The sequence below is a fragment of the Albidovulum salinarum genome, from assembly GCF_025673475.1.
GTDB classification, from domain to species: domain Bacteria; phylum Pseudomonadota; class Alphaproteobacteria; order Rhodobacterales; family Rhodobacteraceae; genus Albidovulum; species Albidovulum salinarum.
The window spans coordinates 90745-105871 of the sequence record NZ_JAOVQO010000014.1 but is presented as its reverse complement, the minus strand read 5'-3'; the positions used below and the strand labels follow the sequence as shown (position 1 = coordinate 105871).

Sequence of the window (15127 nt, the reverse complement as noted above, 5' to 3'; positions counted from 1 at the left end):
TGAAATTCCCGCTGCTTTGAGTGCCCCATGCTTTGATCTAACTGGTCGGTACAGATTTTTTGACCTCATTCAGGAATGTCCTGACTGCCTTGCGGTATCTAAATAGCATCGGTGTACCAATCTGCAGCCGCTCACCTGGCCTTGGCGGGGGAACGACAAAGCCCTTTATGATTGCAATAGACCTTTCGTTCCACTTGCCGCCCGCGTGGCAAAGAACATTTCGTACTGCAATCATTTCAAGGCAAGCATCTCTTGCCCACTCGAACTCTTGATCAACAACGGTATAGAGCTTCTCGACCTTGCTCTGAGGATGATCGCCTGCGGTAAACGAAAGCTCGACCAAAGCTTGAGTCATCATTTCGTCGAAGATTACTACAAGATCTTGCAAGAGCATTTTGACTGCGTTTTGAGCGTTTGCCTTAAAGTGAAATGATGGATCCCTGCGAAACTTGACCTTTGAGTTCCCAAACTTCTCAGCCATCAGCGGCGAAGCGAACGTGCAGACTGGCTCAACCCAGTTGGCACCAGACAGAATTGCTGAATGCAATTCTTCCTTCTTTGAAAATCCATCGGCCCTTGCGACTTCGAGGGCGTAAATGATCGTGTAAAGAGTTGAAGTCCACGAGTTAATGGGCTCCCAGTCCATTTCGACCGTCCTCCTAGCATGTAAACGACCCGACCCTATAGCTTCCGCGCCGCAAAACAAAGGACTGGCGACCTTCAATTCTTCTGGGATTCATGGCTTCTGGCTCTCAGCAGGTCACTTAATGCGGTACACCATCCCCCTGCCCTCAACCTTCTCCGCGGCGATGGGCAGGCCCAACTTCTTCTTCAGTGCGCCCGAGATCGAGCCCCTGACTGTGTGGGCCAGCCATCCGGTGGCCTCGACCATCTCGGCGACCGTCGCGCCCTCGGGGCGCTGGAGCATAGCGATGATCTGTGCCTGCTTGGTGCCAGCGCGGATAGCGACGGGTTTCGCGGTGTCGGTGTCATCGGGCATCTGCACCACCGGTTCCGGCTTCGGCTTCGCGCTCCGCGCGCTGGCGACAGCGCTGGCCACGAGCGGCTCGATCCCGATTGCCTCCAGCCCGGCCTCAGTGGCGATCAGCGTGGTGCCGTGACCGTCGCCGGTCTCGCGCCACATCGGCTCATTGCGGCGCAGGTTGGCCTCGACCTCCTCGAGCCAGCCGCGGGCGATCATCTTGCCGACGACCATCTTGGCAGCGGCGCCGACCAGCCCCTCGGGCAGCGGCAGGGCGAGGTTGCCGGGCCGGGTCGCGGCGCGGGAGAGGATCAGGGACTGAGTGTCGGACGGGGTGGTCATCGGGGCCTCCGTGGCATTGGGCGCGCGGTGCGCGCGCCTTCTACAGAGGCAAGCCCCGTCCTCGGACAGGGCGGCCGCGGCGCTGAGTGGGCGCGTCAGGCGGCGTTTTCGCCTTCCTTGAAGGCGCTGTCGGTGATCTGGCGCAGCAGGCCCGCGTAGTGCTTCAGCGTGCCCACATGCCCCCAATGGATCTCGTCGGGGTGGGTCTCGAAATGGTTATCGCTCAGGGCCTTCAGGCGCTGCAGCATCACGTCGATCTCGGCCTTGGCGGAGATGAAGGCGTCGAGGGCTTTGTCATTCGCGGCGGCGCGGCGGGTGGTCATGGCGGGGTTCCTCGGGTGAGTTGCATCGTTTCCTTGCGATCAGACTCGCTCTGTCGCGCCCTCTAATCAACTGAATACCAAGCGATATCATTAGCTTGATCGGATTACCCGCGCCATGAAAGGCATGAGCGAACGCGAGTATGCGGCGCATTCCGGCCTGTCCCGCGGCGGGGTGCAGAAGGCGCGCAAGAACGGGCGGCTGGTGGTCCATGACGACGGGTCGATCAATGCGGCCGCCTCGGATGTGCGACGGGCAGAGATGACGGATCCCGACCAGCAGCGCCGCAGCTTAGGCGGGGATGGGCTGGCCAGCGGCCCCGGCGACACGACATCCTACATCAAGGCGCGCACAGCGCTGACGGTTTACGCGGCGCAGGAGCGCCAGCTGGCGGTCCAGAAGAAGAAGGGCACGCTGGTCGACCGTGCGCGGGCAGAGACCCTCGTCTTCCGCCTGGCACGGCAGGAACGGGACGTCTGGGTCACCTGGCCTGGACGGGTGGCAGCACTTATGGCGGCGCAGATCATGGCGGAGGTGGAACGGCAATCCGGGGCATCGGTGACGATCGAGACCGCGATCATGCAGAGGGTGCTGGAAGCCCATGTCCGCGAACAGCTCGACGCCCTCGCCGACCTCCGGGTCTCGCTTGCATGATGAGGATGACGAACAAGAACTGACAACCAACGACCTGACGGCCGACCTCGACCTCGGCTTCGACGGGGCCGAGGACCTGCTCCGTGTCTGGCGGCAGGGCCTGCGCCCCGATCCGAGCCTGACGGTGTCGGAATGGGCGGATGCGCATCGCTGGCTGTCGTCGCGGGGCGCGGCCGAGCCGGGGCGCTATCGCACCGCCCGGGCCCCTTACCTGCGCGAGATCATGGATGCGCTGTCCCCAGGCCATCCCGCCCAGCGCATCACCTTCATGAAGGCCGCGCAGGTCGGTGCCACGGAAGCGGGCAACAACTGGATCGGCTTTGTCATCCACCACGCGCCGGGGCCGATGCTCGCGGTGCTGCCGACGGTGGAACTTGCAAAGCGGTCGTCGCGGGGTCGGATCGATCCTTTGATCGCCGAAAGCCCGGTCCTGCGCGAACGGGTCAGCCCGGCCCGCTCGCGTGATGCCGGGAATTCGATGCTGTCGAAGGAATTCCCCGGCGGCATTCTCGTGCTGACCGGCGCGAATTCGGCCACCGGCCTGCGGTCGATGCCCGCGCGCTACGTGTTTCTGGACGAGGTCGACGCCTATCCGGCCTCGGCCGACGAGGAGGGCGACCCGGTCACGCTGGCGGAAGCGCGGACCACCACCTTCTCGCACCGGCGCAAGGTGTTCATGGTCTCGACGCCCACGATCCGGGGGCTGAGCCGGATCGAGCGCGAGTTCGAGGCGTCCGACCAGCGGCGCTACTTCGTGCCCTGCCCTCACTGCGGCACAATGCAATGGCTGCAATTCGACCGGCTGCGCTGGGCGAAAGGGAAGCCTGAGACCGCCGCCTATCACTGCGAGGGTTGCGAACGCGCCATCGCCGAGCACCACAAGACCGAGATGCTGGCCAAGGGCGAATGGCGGGCGACAGCGGTTTCCAGGGATCCGAAGGCCATCGGCTTCCACCTCTCGGCACTCTATTCACCGCTCGGGTGGAAAAGCTGGTCCGACGTCGCGCGGGAGTGGCTCGCGGCCCAAGGGTCGGACGAGACGCTGCGCGCGGCGCGCAACACGCTTCTGGGCGAGACATGGGTCGAAAGCGGTGATGCGCCGGAATGGCAGCGGCTGGCGGATCGGCGCGAAGCTTGGAAACCCGGCACGGTCCCCATGGCGGGGCTGTTCCTGACCGCGGGTGCCGACGTCCAGAGGGACCGGATCGAAGTCGACATCTGGGCCTGGGGCCGGGGCCTCGAGTCCTGGCTTGTCGATCACATCGTCATTCCGGGCGGGCCTGATGATCCCGCCGCCTGGGACAAGCTGACGGCCCTGCTCGGCCGGTCGTGGCAACATGCCAACGGTGCCTTCATGACGGTGGCACGACTCGGCATCGACACAGGCTACGAAGCCGCGGCGATCTATGCCTGGTCACGCAAGGTCGGGTTTGAGCAGGTGGCGCCGCTGAAGGGTCTCGAAGGCTTCAATCGCGCCGCGCCGGTCTCGGGGCCGACCTATGTCGATGCGACCATCGGCGGCAAACGCCTGCGGCGCGGCGCGCGGCTTTGGTCGGCGGCAACGGCGACGTTCAAGGCGGAGACCTACCGGTTCCTGCGGATCGAACGGCCCTCGGACGAGGACCGCGCCACAGGGGTGCTCGACGCCCCCGGCACCATCCACCTCCCCGGCTGGGCCGACACCGAATGGCTAAAGCAGTTGGTGGCCGAGCAGCTGGTGACCATCCGGAACAAGCGCGGCTATGCCCATCAGGAATGGCAGAAGATGCGCGAACGGAACGAGGCGCTGGACTGCCGGGTCTACGCCCGCGCCGCGGCGTGGATCCTCGGCGCCGACCGCTGGGACGAGGCGACCTGGCTGCGGCTTGAGGCGCAGGCAGGCGTGGAAACCCGCCTGCCAGTGGCCGTGGCGACCGAAACCACACACCATCCGGCCCAGCCCAAGGCCGGAACCCTGACAACGCCACGCCGGAAACGGCGGGCCTACACCCCGAACTTCATGAGGGACTGATGGACCTGGAACGCATGCAGGCCCTGCTGACCGCGCTGCAGGAAGCCCGCTTCGCCGGGCTGCGCAGCGTCAGCTACGACGGCAAGAACGTGACCTATGGATCGGACGCCGAACTGGCCGCGGCCATTCGGGACTTGGAGGGCCGGATCGCCACCGCCTCTGCCACCCCGCGTCGCCGTCGTTGGGGCACCATCGCGACGAAGGGTCTGTGACCATGGTGCTGGATGCCTTCCGTCAGCGCCTCAGCAGCATCATCGGCGGGTTCGATGCGGCGCAATCCCACCGGCGCATGCGCGGGTTCCGCGCGACCTGCGCCCATGTGAACACGCTGATCGCAGCCTCCGGCGAGACCATCACCGCCCGGGCGCGCTGGCTTGTGCGGAACAACGGCTATGCCGCGAACGCGGTCGACGCCTTCGCCAACCATGTGGTCGGCGACGGAATCAAGCCCTCGTCGAAGATCGCCGATGCCGCAAAAAAGGAAGCGTTGCAGAAGCTCTGGCTGGCCTGGACCGACGAGGCCGATGCCGAGGGTCTGACAGACTTCTTCGGCCTGCAGCGCCGGGCGGCGCGCGAAGTGTTTCTTGCAGGCGAGGTCTTCCTGCGCATCCGCACGCGGCGGCCCGAAGACGGGCTGACCGTGCCCATGCAGCTGCAGATGCTGCCCTCGGAGATGCTGCCCCAGGACATGACCCGCGTCCTACCCGGCGCGGGGTCGATCCGTCAGGGCATCGAGTTCGACGGGATCGGGCGGCGCGTGGCCTACCACTTCCTGCGCCGCCATCCGGGCGATCTGACCGATCCGGGGCTGTCCGGAGAGACGGTGCGCGTGCCGGCCGCCGAGGTGATCCACATCCTCGATCCGGTCGAGGCGGGCCAGCTCCGCGGCGTGTCGCGCTTTGCCGCGGCCGTGGTGAAGCTCTTCACGCTGGACCTTTATGACGACGCGGAACTCGAGCGGAAGAAGACCGCGGCGATGTTCGCGATGTTCATCACGTCGCCAGCGCCAGAGACGGCGCTCGATCCGGCCGAGGACGATCTCGAGGTCGAACCGGGCCAGGTGGTGCGGCTCGACCCGGGCGAAGATGTCACCACACCGTCCACCCCGGACTCGGGCAGCACCTATGAGCCGTTCCAGTACCGGACGCTTCTGCAGATCGGCGCAGCCTTGGGCGTGCCCTATGGCTATCTGACCGGCGATACCGCCAAGGGGAACTTCTCGAACACGCGGATCGCGCTCGTCGACTTCCGACGCCGCATCTCGGCCTTCCAGCATTCGGTCATGGTCTATCAGCTCTGCCGGACGGTCTGGACGCGCTGGCTGGACATGGCCGTGCTGGCGGGGGCCATCGACCTGCCGGGCTATGCCACCGACCGGCGCGCATACCTCGCCTGCGACTGGCTTCCCACGAAATGGGACTGGATCGACCCGGCCAAGGATGCATCCGCGGAAATCCTGCAGATCGAGGCGGGCCTCAAATCCCGCACGCAGGCCATCGCGGAGCGGGGTTACGACGCCGAGCAGGTCGACCGCGAGATCGCCGCGGAACGCAAGCGCGAGGCGGAGCTGGGCCTCGACTTCCGGCGGCCGGGATCTCCGGCGCAGGCGGCGGGTGGCGGCGCGGGACAAAGCACCGCTGTGGGCCAGCAGGAAAATCAGCAGGACAGCGGCGATCAGAATGACGACGTCGAGGACCAGGAGCCCCGGCCTGCGGAGGAAGGATGATGCATCACACCCAGATCGCCCAGCGCCTCTTCAACACGCCGCTGATGGTCGATCCCGCCAAGGCGCTGGCCTTCTTGACCGGGCTCGGACCTAGGATCACCGGCAGGGAGATCACTGTCGAGGGGATGGCTGTGGCGCCTGCCGATGAGGCCAGCGCCACCCTGCCCGCCCGGACTTCGCTCTTCGGTGACGTCCTGACCAACCGCCAGGCGCGCAACGGCGGACAGCCCTTCACCGTCGTCGACGGGATCGCGGTCATTGAAATCGCGGGCACGCTGGTGCGTCGCGGCGCCTGGATCGGGCAGTCCTCGGGTCTGACCTCCTACGAAGGCATCACCGCCCAACTGCAGGCGGCGGCGACGGATCCGGCGATCCGCGGCATTGCCCTCGACATCGACAGCTTCGGCGGCGAGGTCGCCGGGGCCTTCGACCTCGCTGACCGCATCCGGGCCGCGCGCCAGGTCAAACCCGTGCAGGCCTTCGTTGCCGACCATGCCTTGTCGGCCGCCTATGCGCTGGCCTCCCAGGCCGACCGCATCATCCTGCCCCGCACCGGCGCTGTCGGCAGCATCGGCGTCGTCGCCATGCACAGCGACATGAGCGGAGCGCTCGATCAGAAGGGCATCGCCGTCACGCTGATCCATGCCGGGGCCCGCAAGGTCGATGCGAACCCCTATCAGCCCCTGCCCGAAACCGTCCGCGCCCGGATCGCGGGCGAACTCGAGGATCTGCGTCAGCTCTTCGCCGAAACCGTCGCCGAAGGCCGCGGTCCCCGTCTCGACACGCTCCGCGCGCTGGGCACAGAGGCGGCCGTCTTCCGCGGCGAGGCGGCGGTCTTTGCCGGTCTGGCCGACGAGGTGGCCGATCCGGTCACCGCCTTCCGCACCTTCGCCGCCGCACCCCGCGGCACATCCACCCCCAGAGGAAAGGGCCCCCTGATGACCACCGCCCCCGAAGACCATGCGTCGCCTCCGGCCGCGCCTGCCCCAAACGCCGCGTCGGAACCGGCCCCGGCGGCGGCAGTCGCACCGCTACAGGCGGAAGCCACGGCCCCGTCGCCCGAAGCGATCCGCATCGAGGCGGCCGAGGTCGCTCAGGTCTGCGCGCAGGCCGCCCGCCTCGGCATCCAGATCGATGCGGCCGATGCCGTCACCCGCGGCGTGAAGCCCGAAGCCCTGCGTGCCAAGGTGCTGGCCGATCTCGCCGCCCGCAGCGATGCCGCGGGCATCATCGCCACCGCCCCGGCGGCGGGCGCGAAGGAAAGCCCCATCGTCGCGGCCGCGAAAAAGTCGGCCGCCGCCCCGCGCTGATCACGGCGCCGACCGCTGCCGCACCCAGCGCACCCCATCCCCCGAACATCCCGGAGACTGAACCATGCCCGTCCTGACGGAACCGCCCAGCATGGGCGATGTCCTCAAATATGAGGTCAACCCGAACTACACCCGCGAGGTGGTGACGCTGCTCGCGAGCATGCCCTACCCGGTCGGCTCGGTGCTGGGCCGCATCACCGCCAGCGGCAAGTACACCTACGCAAGTGCCGCCGGCACCGATGGCGCCGAGACCGCGGTCGCGGTGCTGCTCTACGCCGTCGACGCGACGCTCGCCGACGCGACCGGCATCGTCCTGGCGCGTGGCCCCGCGATCGTCTCCCGCGCCGCTCTTTACTACGACGGCACGGTCGATGACGCGGCGAAGGTCTCCGCCAAGCTGAGTGAACTGGCGAGCCTCGGCATCGTCGCCCGCGACGGCGCCTGACGCCTGGCACCGCAACAGCCGCCCGTTCTTTCCCCACCCCTCCGGAGCCTCCCATGACCCTGATCCGCAATCCTTTCGACGCTGGCGGCTATTCGCTGGCCGAGATGACGCAGGCCATCAACATCCTGCCCAACCTCTACACCCGCCTCGCCCAGATCGGCCTCTTCCGTTTCGAAGGCGTCAGCCAGCGCTCGGTCATCATCGAGCAGTACGAGGGCGTCCTGAGCCTTCTGCCCTCCGTCCCCCTCGGCGGTCCCGCCACGGTCGGCACCCGCGAAGGCCGCTCGATGCGCAGCTTCGCCCTGCCATGGATCCCGCATGATGACGTGATCCTGCCCGCCGACATACAGGGACAGCCTGGCCTCGGCGCCTTCGATGCGGCCGATCCGCTCGTCGAGGTGATGAACCGCAAGCTCACGCTCATGCGCCGCAAGCACGCCCAGACCCGCGAATACATGGAGATGAACGCGCTCCGCGGCATCGTGAAGGACGGCGCCGGGACCACCCTCTACAATTACTTCACCGAATTCGGCCTTGCGCAGATCTCGGTCGACTTCCTTCTCGGCATCGCGGGCACCAACGTGCAGGGCAAGGTCCGCGAGGTGCTGCGTGCCATTGAGGACAACCTCCTCGGCGAGGCCATGACCAGCGTGCACGCGCTGGTCAGCCGCGAGTTCTTCGACAAGTTGATCGCGCACCCCAAGACCGAGGAAGCCTACAAGTTCTACGCCGCCACCGGCGCCCAGCCCCTCCGCGAGGATGTGCGGCGCAACTTCCCCTTCGGCGGGATCCTATTCGAGGAGTATTCCGGCTCAGTGACGCTTTCGACCAAGGCGACTGAGCGGCTGGTCCCGGCGAACGAGGGCATCGCCTTCCCCTTAGGCACCATGGACACCTTCACCACCTATGGCGGTCCGGCGAACCTTCTGGAAACCGCCAATACGATCGGCCTGCCGCTCTACGCCCGCCAGCATCTCGACGAGAAGGGCCGCTGGATCGACGTGATGACCGAGGCCTCGATCCTGCCGGTGAACAAGCGGCCGCGGCTTGCTGTCCGGCTCCACAGCTCGAACTGACGGACCTTCCCATGTCCGTCTTTGCCGCCGCCACGGACCGCATCTTCACCCATGCCTCCATGGCGGCCCCGGCTCTCTGGATCTCGGCCACGACGTCGGAGGAACGCCCGATCCGCATCATCCGCCGCGCCCCCGACCGCGTCGCCGACTTCGGCGCAGGGCGGTTCGTCAGCGACACGACGGCAGTGGATGTGCGCGTGGCCGACCTCCCCGCCCCGCGTGCGGGGGATGTGATCGTCATTGGCGCCGACAGCCATGTCATCCAGGCGGAACCGCTGCGCGACAGGGAACGGCTGATCTGGACCCTCGACCTGAGGCCCGCATGAAACTGAAACTCGAGATCAGCCCCGACCTCGCCGCCCTGATGCAGGCCGAAATCCGCGCGGGCGAAAAGGCCGTCACCACTGCGATGCACGAGGCAGGCGCGGGCCTCAAATCCGCCTGGCGAGGCCAGATCACCGGCGCGGGGCTCGGCACCCGGCTCGGCAACTCGATCCGGCTCGCCACATATCCCAAGGACGGTGAGAGCCTGAACGCGGCGACGCTGGTCTGGTCGAACGCCCCGGTGATTGTCGGTGCGCATGACACCGGGCCGCTGATCCGGTCGAAGGAGGGGTTCTGGCTGGCCATCCCCACCCCGGCCGCGGGCAAGTCGCTGCGCGGCGGGCGCATCACCCCCGGCGAATGGGAACGCCGCACCGGCCTGCGCCTGCGCTTCATCTATCGCCGCCGCGGACCAAGCCTGCTGGTGGCCGAAGGGCGGCTGAATTCGAAAGGCAGAGCCGTAGTATCCCGCGCGAAAACCGGGCGCGGGCTGACCACCGTGCCAATCTTTCTGCTGGTGCCACAGGTCAAGCTGCGCAAGCGGCTGGATCTGGCGAGGGATGCAGAGCGTGCGGCGGACAGCCTGCCGGGGCGGATCGTGGCGGGGTGGCCTGAAGCAAGGATGCGGTGAATGTCGCACCATTGGACCGAACAGTCATTTGATCTTCGGAAGCTATTTGAGATTGAACGTCTTCCGGCCCTTCTCGCGCATCGCCTGGAAGCCGCGGAACTGGTCGAGCGGATGCAGCGGCGCGCTGGACGTTCTCGGCCAGGCTGTCCTCTTCGGCGAGCCCCTCTGTGCGCACGATGCAGGGCACCAGCGCGGTCTTGTTCATGCGCTTCTGTTTGACGAGCAGCTCGAGCGCCCGGAACCGCCGCCCGCCGGCCGGGATCGTGTACATGCCGGTCTCGACACCGCGGTCGTCCAGCACGGGCCGCACGGTGAATGAGCTGAGCAGCGTCCTCCGCGCGATGTCCTCGGCCAGTTCCTCGATCGACACGCCCGCCTTGACGTGCCGCACGTTCGACTGGCTGAGCATCAGCTTGTTATGGGGATGTCGCGCGAGGCGCTGAGGGTTATCTTCTGTTGTTTGGTCATCGGGATATCTCCGCGACGGGCCAGCCGGGAGCCTCTCTCTCGACCTCCAAACCCGTCACGGAAAACCCGGCAATCCTCTGCCTGTAAAAAACACAGCAATCAACAGCCGAACTAAACGACCGACATCAAATCGGCAAATACAGGAGCGCTCTTTCAATTCACCTTTGAACCGACACCGAATTCCTTATAGCAGAGTCGGTCTAGTAAAACTAATCTGACATCTCTTTCTGCAGCGTCGGGTTTGCAGCGTTGTGAGTTCCGTACCTCCCGCAAGGAAGCCCTTTCAGAAATGAATACACAACCTCAGACATCTTGGTCGCGGCAAACTCCTTTAATGATAAGGCGATCTGCTCATCTTTGAAAAGATCGTAGCAGAGATGGCATTGGTCTACATAACCTCGTTCCCGATGGTAGCCAGCCTTCTCCGCAGCATCCAAAAAAGCGGCAGGCCCCTCTGCACACAATATCTGCATGACTGCACTGGTTCTAAACTTGTCGTGAAGGTCACGAAGCGGTTCCCTTACGTCACCAATCCTAAGAGCTGGAAGGTGACCCGCTGTATTGCAGCATGGTATAACATCACCCTTCGCCGAAATCGACATCACTGCACTGGGACAAAGACCAAGGGGCACGCCCTCTCTTATGAAGAGATCGCCCTCGGCAATGTTTCTCCTCGCCTCTCCAACCGGGTGACATGGAATCTCTCGACACGAAATATTGAGCAGATCATCGCCATGCTCTTCAAGAAAATCGGCCAAACGGTACGAGCGCTTGGTTGAGACAAATTGCAGATCCACCTCGAGATGAACGTCTTTGCATGCCAATATTGCGTTGATAACACGCTCTGCCGGAATGTACCTAAGATGAAACTCGTCGGTCGAAACCACAAGCTTCGTTAATCCTGCATCTTTGACCTGTCTAACAAGATCCAGAGCCTTTTCGCGAGAGTTCGCCCAATAACAGTTTGTATTTACCGAGACTTTTGCGCCGCGCTCGCGCGCGTACTTGATAATTTCAATAAGGCGCGGAAAGTACAGAAATGCTTCGCCTCCGGACAACCCGATACTAGGCTCCGGATCATCAGCGCAGCACTGATCGATCAGCCGCCTTATGTCTTCATCTGAGTTGGTCGTGCGGTCTTTTGGATTTGATGAAACAGCACAGTGGTCACACGCTGCGTTGCAGGTGTTCCACATCAGTATTCCCAAATTCACATTAGTATCCCATCGTCACGGCGCGCCGAAATTTTAAGCTAGGGATTTATAGATATGGACCCAGGTACCACCACCGCCAACTAGAGTTCCGAAGTTCTCCCAGTCAATCCCGGAAAGCTCTTTTTCCTCTTCCTTGGTAAGCTCGAGGTGGTAACTCTTCACAGTCCCGGAGAAGTCCCGCATCAGACCGATGCGAAAGGTGTCATCAATGTATGCACGCTTGATAATTGCTTGGACGTCGATCGCCGGCATGCTAGCCTCCCTTGGTTGAACTCGGTTTATGGTACATAGTGCCCGCAGAAAATCAACCGTTGGGTGAGGCCATGACGTACTGGATGGAGGCGCGGCTAGACGTTGCGCGCGTCGATCAAAGAAAAAAGTGGTTCTGCGGAGCTGCGTGCAGCGAGATGATACTAGAGCACTTTGCCTTGGAGATTGATCAAGCGACGGCCTATGAGCAGATACATGATCGTGAGCGATTTAAGGTAGAGCGACTCTATTCAGACCCACAGGGTATCGTCGATTACCTTAACGCCATGAATGACTCCACTGAAATGATAGACGTGATCGACATAACTTCACAGAATGATAGTGAAGTGCTCGACGATATTTATCGAGTACTGTTCGCATTCCAGACTCCCGTGGCGCTTTTAGCTTTGGGCGGTGCACACTGGGTGGTTGTCGACGGCGTTAGATATCGTGACGATTTGGATGGCAGAAGGCAGTATGCTGGTTTCTACATCCAGAACCCTTGGAAGGGGTCGACTCCAAGTGTGTGGATTGAGGTTGACGAATTTTCGAGCAGGTGGGTTCAACCCAATCAATTTGGGCAACGTTGGTTAGGGAAAATAGTGCTTGTGGCGACACCCCGGGGTCGAAGAAAGCTCTCGAATCTCAAATTGACCCGATCCGAACTGTTGCCCCCAACTGGCGAAAGGCAAGCGCCAAAAGATGTTGCCCTTAAGGAACTTGCAGCCTTGGGCTTTGAAAACATGCAGGAAATCTCTGGAGGTGGAGCACTAGTGCTTCGGCCAGTCGAGGTATTGAACGAAGATGATGGAACCAGATTTCAAATCGTTCCAATAGATGCGGTCCTTAACCGTGAGTTTTCTGACTTTGTGTACGTTTGCATTAACGATGGCAATCAGAGAGTTTTAGAGATATCAGGTATGTCTGAGCAACTTGATATACCAAGCGATGTCGAGGCATTAGAAAGATTTAATCAAGTCTTTCCCAATGAAGAAATCACAATAGACCCGGATATATATTGGCGCGCTCGTCTTGGTGCAGTTAGCAAGACTGACGTATATCGAAAAGCCCGGGTGAATAGCGATGACTTTTTTCTGTTGAGAGACGGAACTATTTTGAGAGAGCTTGAGATAAATCCTAGCGTCGGCGGATAAACTTTGCCGTAGCGAGCGTGCTTACATGCCTACCGGACTACTTAGCAGAGCTCATGGGTAGCTTGTGGGCATAGAAGCGATGCCGAAAACCAATCCGCATCGCTTGATTTGATCGCTTAGGAAGCCCGCTCCAGCAACGCGTTCGCCTTCCCCTCCATCACCAACCGAGCATCCTGCTGTGGCTTCGATCGAGCCACCGCAGTGATCCCCTGCACGAAGTCGAACACGCTCTCTGGCAGGCGGCCTTCTTCGGCCAAGACCGCCTCGACGATCCGCCCCGTCTCCGCCTTCGAGAACCCACGCTTCCTGAGGAAGTCCTGCCGGTCGTCGTCAGACCGAGCGACGATCTTCTCCCGCGCCGCGCGGATACCGTTGATGAAGGGCGCCAGCGAGGACACGGCGAAGCGGGCGAGCGCCGGGGCAGCCTCGTGGGCGAAGCGGGAGGCGGCGTATTTAGAGTGCCGGATGGTGATCTCCTGGAAGTCCTCGACGCACCAGAGGTTGCGGTTCTGGCAGACCGCGCGCAGGTAGAAACCGGCGATGCCGAGCGTCTTGGCCCCCGCTTCGGAATTCCAGCAGTAGAACCCCCGGAAATAGAGGTCGGGCGAGCCGTCGGGCAGTAGTCCCGCGTCGATCGGGTTGAAATCGTCGACGAGGAACAGGAACACGTCGCGGTCCGAGGGTGGAGCGTCGTCGTCTCCTTCGTCACGTCCACTCGCGGGTTGTAGATGCCCGCCTGCCGGTCGAGCAAACCCGGGATCTTCCAGCGCATGTCGTCCGAGAAACCCGTATGGAAGTGCCCATCTTTATCAAGCAAGGTCAGTTGAGAGTGTGCATGCCCACCACCCGCGAACTCGTCCTCGCCGCGCTGCACACGCGGCTGCAGCCGCTTGTCGCCCTCACCCTGCGGGACGAGGTGCTGCCCGAGCGGATCCCGGCGGCTGGCCTGATTATCCTGCGCGATGGCCAGCCGGGCGAGCCGGAGGTGACGCTGTCGCCGCTGCGCTACCACTTCCAGCATCGGGCCGAATTGGAGGTCGTCGTCCAGGCAGGCACCGGCCGGGCCAGCGCCTTTGACGACCTGATCGCCGCCGTCGGCACCGCGCTGGAGGATGACAGGACTCTGGGCGGTCTCTGTGACTGGGTTGAACCGGAGGCCCCGGCCTCGGTCGATCTGCCCGTCGAGGGCGCGTCGGCGCTGAAAGCGGCGGTGATCACCGTCGTCCTGTATTACACCACGACCGGCCCTCTGGCCTGACACCCCCACATAGGAGACCCCCATGGCACGCGCACACGGCGCGCGGGCGCAGATGGCGCTTGCGTTCGAAACCGCCTACGGCACCCCGCCCGCCAGCGGCTACCGGCTGATGCCTTTCGCCCGCACCACGCTCGGCTCTGAACAGCCGCTCCTGAACAGCGAACTTCTGGGCTACGGCCGCGATCCCCTGGCCCCGATCAAGGACGCGGTCACCGCCGATGGCGAGGTGGTGGTGCCGATCGATGTGGAGGCCTTCGGCTTCTGGCTGAAGGCAGCGTTTGGGGATCCGAACACCACGGGCACCGACCCCTACACGCACGAATTCCAGTCCGGGAGCTGGACGCTGCCCTCGATGGCCATCGAGTTCGCCATGCCCGAGGTGCCGCGGTTCGCGATGTATGCAGGCTGCGTGCTGGACCAGCTCAGCTGGCAGATGAACCGCTCGGGGCTGCTGACCGCCACCGCCCGGCTGATCGCCCAAGGAGAAGCGGTCGCCGCCACCACAGCTGCGGGCACGCCGACCGCGCTGGGCCTGCAACGGTTCGGTCATTTCAACGGGGTGGTGAAGCGCAACGGCGTCAGCTTGGGCAACGTCGTCTCGGCCGAGATCACCTATGCCAACGGTCTCGACCGGATCGAGACCATCCGCAACGACGGCAGGATCGAGGGGGCCGATCCGGGCATGGCGGCGCTGACCGGCCGGATCGAGGTCCGTTTCGCCGACTCTGCGCTGGTCACGCAAGCCATCGACGGCACGCCCTGCGAGCTCGAGTTCGCCTGGAGCCTCGGCGCGAATGCCAGCTTCACCTTTACGGCCCATGCCGTCTACCTGCCCGTCCCGCGGATCGAGATCCCCGGACCTCAGGGCATCCAGGCGACCTTCGACTGGCAGGCCGCGAAAGCCTCCAGCCCCGCCCGCATGTGCACCGCCGTCCTCGTCAACACCGTCACGGGATACTGAC

The 15127-nt window shown here is 63.7% G+C and carries 17 protein-coding genes and 2 pseudogenes; 12 read left to right on the top strand and 7 right to left on the bottom strand.

Annotated elements, in window-relative coordinates; all coding sequences use genetic code 11:
* Window positions 1–37: 37 nt before the first annotated feature.
* The 3 genes from OEZ60_RS15280 to OEZ60_RS15270 form a co-directional block, all read right to left on the bottom strand.
* Window positions 38–646, bottom strand: coding sequence for a hypothetical protein (locus tag OEZ60_RS15280; RefSeq protein WP_263337969.1), 609 nt, complete (start codon window positions 644–646; stop codon window positions 38–40).
* 114 nt (window positions 647–760) lie between these two features.
* A complete protein-coding gene (locus OEZ60_RS15275; protein ID WP_263337967.1) occupies window positions 761–1324 on the bottom strand; it encodes a DUF3489 domain-containing protein in 564 nt (187 codons plus the stop codon).
* 95 nt (window positions 1325–1419) lie between these two features.
* Window positions 1420–1647 carry a hypothetical protein gene (locus tag OEZ60_RS15270; RefSeq protein ID WP_263337964.1) on the bottom strand — a complete coding sequence of 76 codons (228 nt, stop codon included), beginning with the start codon at window positions 1645–1647 and terminating at the stop codon, window positions 1420–1422.
* Between the two features lie 115 nt (window positions 1648–1762).
* On the opposite strand from OEZ60_RS15270, the gene OEZ60_RS15265 reads away from it, so the two are divergent.
* The 9 genes from OEZ60_RS15265 (at window position 1763) to OEZ60_RS15225 (ending at window position 9822) form a co-directional block, all read left to right on the top strand.
* Entirely contained in the window at window positions 1763–2299 is a 537-nt protein-coding gene (locus OEZ60_RS15265; protein WP_151718788.1) for a hypothetical protein, read from the top strand.
* On the top strand, window positions 2247–4310 hold the full coding sequence (locus tag OEZ60_RS15260; protein ID WP_263337961.1) for a phage terminase large subunit family protein: 2064 nt from the start codon (window positions 2247–2249) through the stop codon (window positions 4308–4310). The genes OEZ60_RS15265 and OEZ60_RS15260 overlap by 53 nt, the downstream gene beginning before the upstream one ends.
* The gene (locus OEZ60_RS15255; RefSeq protein WP_263337959.1) at window positions 4310–4522 is read left to right on the top strand and encodes a phage head-tail joining protein; all 213 of its coding nucleotides are present in this window, start codon (window positions 4310–4312) and stop codon (window positions 4520–4522) included. The genes OEZ60_RS15260 and OEZ60_RS15255 overlap by 1 nt, the downstream gene beginning before the upstream one ends.
* 2 nt (window positions 4523–4524) lie before the next feature.
* The gene (locus OEZ60_RS15250) at window positions 4525–6036 is read left to right on the top strand and encodes a phage portal protein (RefSeq protein ID WP_263337957.1); all 1512 of its coding nucleotides are present in this window, start codon (window positions 4525–4527) and stop codon (window positions 6034–6036) included.
* Window positions 6036–7346, top strand: a complete 1311-nt coding sequence (locus OEZ60_RS15245) for a S49 family peptidase (RefSeq protein WP_263338057.1) — start codon at window positions 6036–6038, stop codon at window positions 7344–7346. Before OEZ60_RS15250 ends, OEZ60_RS15245 begins: the two co-directional genes overlap by 1 nt.
* Window positions 7347–7410: 64 nt before the next feature.
* A complete protein-coding gene (locus OEZ60_RS15240) occupies window positions 7411–7791 on the top strand; it encodes a head decoration protein (RefSeq protein ID WP_263337955.1) in 381 nt (126 codons plus the stop codon).
* A gap of 53 nt (window positions 7792–7844) precedes the next feature.
* Window positions 7845–8867, top strand: a complete 1023-nt coding sequence (locus OEZ60_RS15235) for a major capsid protein (protein WP_263337953.1) — start codon at window positions 7845–7847, stop codon at window positions 8865–8867.
* A gap of 11 nt (window positions 8868–8878) precedes the next feature.
* A complete protein-coding gene (locus OEZ60_RS15230; protein ID WP_263337951.1) occupies window positions 8879–9193 on the top strand; it encodes a head-tail joining protein in 315 nt (104 codons plus the stop codon).
* Window positions 9190–9822, top strand: a complete 633-nt coding sequence (locus tag OEZ60_RS15225; protein WP_263337948.1) for a DUF6441 family protein — start codon at window positions 9190–9192, stop codon at window positions 9820–9822. Before OEZ60_RS15230 ends, OEZ60_RS15225 begins: the two co-directional genes overlap by 4 nt.
* A gap of 63 nt (window positions 9823–9885) precedes the next feature.
* Here OEZ60_RS15225 and OEZ60_RS15220 read toward each other — a convergent pair.
* The 3 genes and pseudogenes from OEZ60_RS15220 to OEZ60_RS15210 all read right to left on the bottom strand — a co-directional run.
* Window positions 9886–10290, bottom strand: a pseudogene (locus tag OEZ60_RS15220) (ParB/Srx family N-terminal domain-containing protein); the annotation flags it as partial.
* Window positions 10291–10499: 209 nt separating this feature from the next.
* Complete coding sequence (locus OEZ60_RS15215) at window positions 10500–11486, bottom strand: radical SAM protein (protein WP_263337946.1); 987 nt, start codon at window positions 11484–11486, stop codon at window positions 10500–10502.
* A 51-nt stretch (window positions 11487–11537) separates the two neighbouring features.
* Window positions 11538–11756: a hypothetical protein gene (locus tag OEZ60_RS15210; protein WP_263337944.1), complete on the bottom strand. Its 219-nt coding sequence runs from the start codon at window positions 11754–11756 to the stop codon at window positions 11538–11540.
* A gap of 71 nt (window positions 11757–11827) precedes the next feature.
* Between OEZ60_RS15210 and OEZ60_RS15205 the strand changes: the two genes are divergently transcribed.
* Window positions 11828–12907 carry a cysteine peptidase family C39 domain-containing protein gene (locus tag OEZ60_RS15205; RefSeq protein WP_263337943.1) on the top strand — a complete coding sequence of 360 codons (1080 nt, stop codon included), beginning with the start codon at window positions 11828–11830 and terminating at the stop codon, window positions 12905–12907.
* A 116-nt stretch (window positions 12908–13023) separates the two neighbouring features.
* Here the strand turns inward: OEZ60_RS15205 and OEZ60_RS15200 are convergent.
* Window positions 13024–13682, bottom strand: a pseudogene (locus OEZ60_RS15200) (DUF932 domain-containing protein); the annotation flags it as partial.
* A 60-nt stretch (window positions 13683–13742) separates the two neighbouring features.
* Between OEZ60_RS15200 and OEZ60_RS15195 the strand changes: the two are divergent.
* Window positions 13743–14165, top strand: coding sequence for an acyl-CoA transferase (locus OEZ60_RS15195; RefSeq protein WP_263337941.1), 423 nt, complete (start codon window positions 13743–13745; stop codon window positions 14163–14165).
* Window positions 14166–14187: 22 nt separating this feature from the next.
* A complete protein-coding gene (locus OEZ60_RS15190; RefSeq protein WP_263337938.1) occupies window positions 14188–15126 on the top strand; it encodes a phage tail tube protein in 939 nt (312 codons plus the stop codon).
* Window position 15127: the final 1 nt, after the last annotated feature.

Coding starts and splice junctions, on each gene's coding strand:
- OEZ60_RS15280 (WP_263337969.1), bottom strand. CDS start 646: ATGGACTGGGAGCCCATTAACTCGTGGACTTCAACTCTTTACACGATC.
- OEZ60_RS15275 (WP_263337967.1), bottom strand. CDS start 1,324: ATGACCACCCCGTCCGACACTCAGTCCCTGATCCTCTCCCGCGCCGCG.
- OEZ60_RS15270 (WP_263337964.1), bottom strand. CDS start 1,647: ATGACCACCCGCCGCGCCGCCGCGAATGACAAAGCCCTCGACGCCTTC.
- OEZ60_RS15265 (WP_151718788.1), top strand. CDS start 1,763: ATGAAAGGCATGAGCGAACGCGAGTATGCGGCGCATTCCGGCCTGTCC.
- OEZ60_RS15260 (WP_263337961.1), top strand. CDS start 2,247: ATGTCCGCGAACAGCTCGACGCCCTCGCCGACCTCCGGGTCTCGCTTG.
- OEZ60_RS15255 (WP_263337959.1), top strand. CDS start 4,310: ATGGACCTGGAACGCATGCAGGCCCTGCTGACCGCGCTGCAGGAAGCC.
- OEZ60_RS15250 (WP_263337957.1), top strand. CDS start 4,525: ATGGTGCTGGATGCCTTCCGTCAGCGCCTCAGCAGCATCATCGGCGGG.
- OEZ60_RS15245 (WP_263338057.1), top strand. CDS start 6,036: ATGCATCACACCCAGATCGCCCAGCGCCTCTTCAACACGCCGCTGATG.
- OEZ60_RS15240 (WP_263337955.1), top strand. CDS start 7,411: ATGCCCGTCCTGACGGAACCGCCCAGCATGGGCGATGTCCTCAAATAT.
- OEZ60_RS15235 (WP_263337953.1), top strand. CDS start 7,845: ATGACCCTGATCCGCAATCCTTTCGACGCTGGCGGCTATTCGCTGGCC.
- OEZ60_RS15230 (WP_263337951.1), top strand. CDS start 8,879: ATGTCCGTCTTTGCCGCCGCCACGGACCGCATCTTCACCCATGCCTCC.
- OEZ60_RS15225 (WP_263337948.1), top strand. CDS start 9,190: ATGAAACTGAAACTCGAGATCAGCCCCGACCTCGCCGCCCTGATGCAG.
- OEZ60_RS15215 (WP_263337946.1), bottom strand. CDS start 11,486: ATGTGGAACACCTGCAACGCAGCGTGTGACCACTGTGCTGTTTCATCA.
- OEZ60_RS15210 (WP_263337944.1), bottom strand. CDS start 11,756: ATGCCGGCGATCGACGTCCAAGCAATTATCAAGCGTGCATACATTGAT.
- OEZ60_RS15205 (WP_263337943.1), top strand. CDS start 11,828: ATGACGTACTGGATGGAGGCGCGGCTAGACGTTGCGCGCGTCGATCAA.
- OEZ60_RS15195 (WP_263337941.1), top strand. CDS start 13,743: ATGCCCACCACCCGCGAACTCGTCCTCGCCGCGCTGCACACGCGGCTG.
- OEZ60_RS15190 (WP_263337938.1), top strand. CDS start 14,188: ATGGCACGCGCACACGGCGCGCGGGCGCAGATGGCGCTTGCGTTCGAA.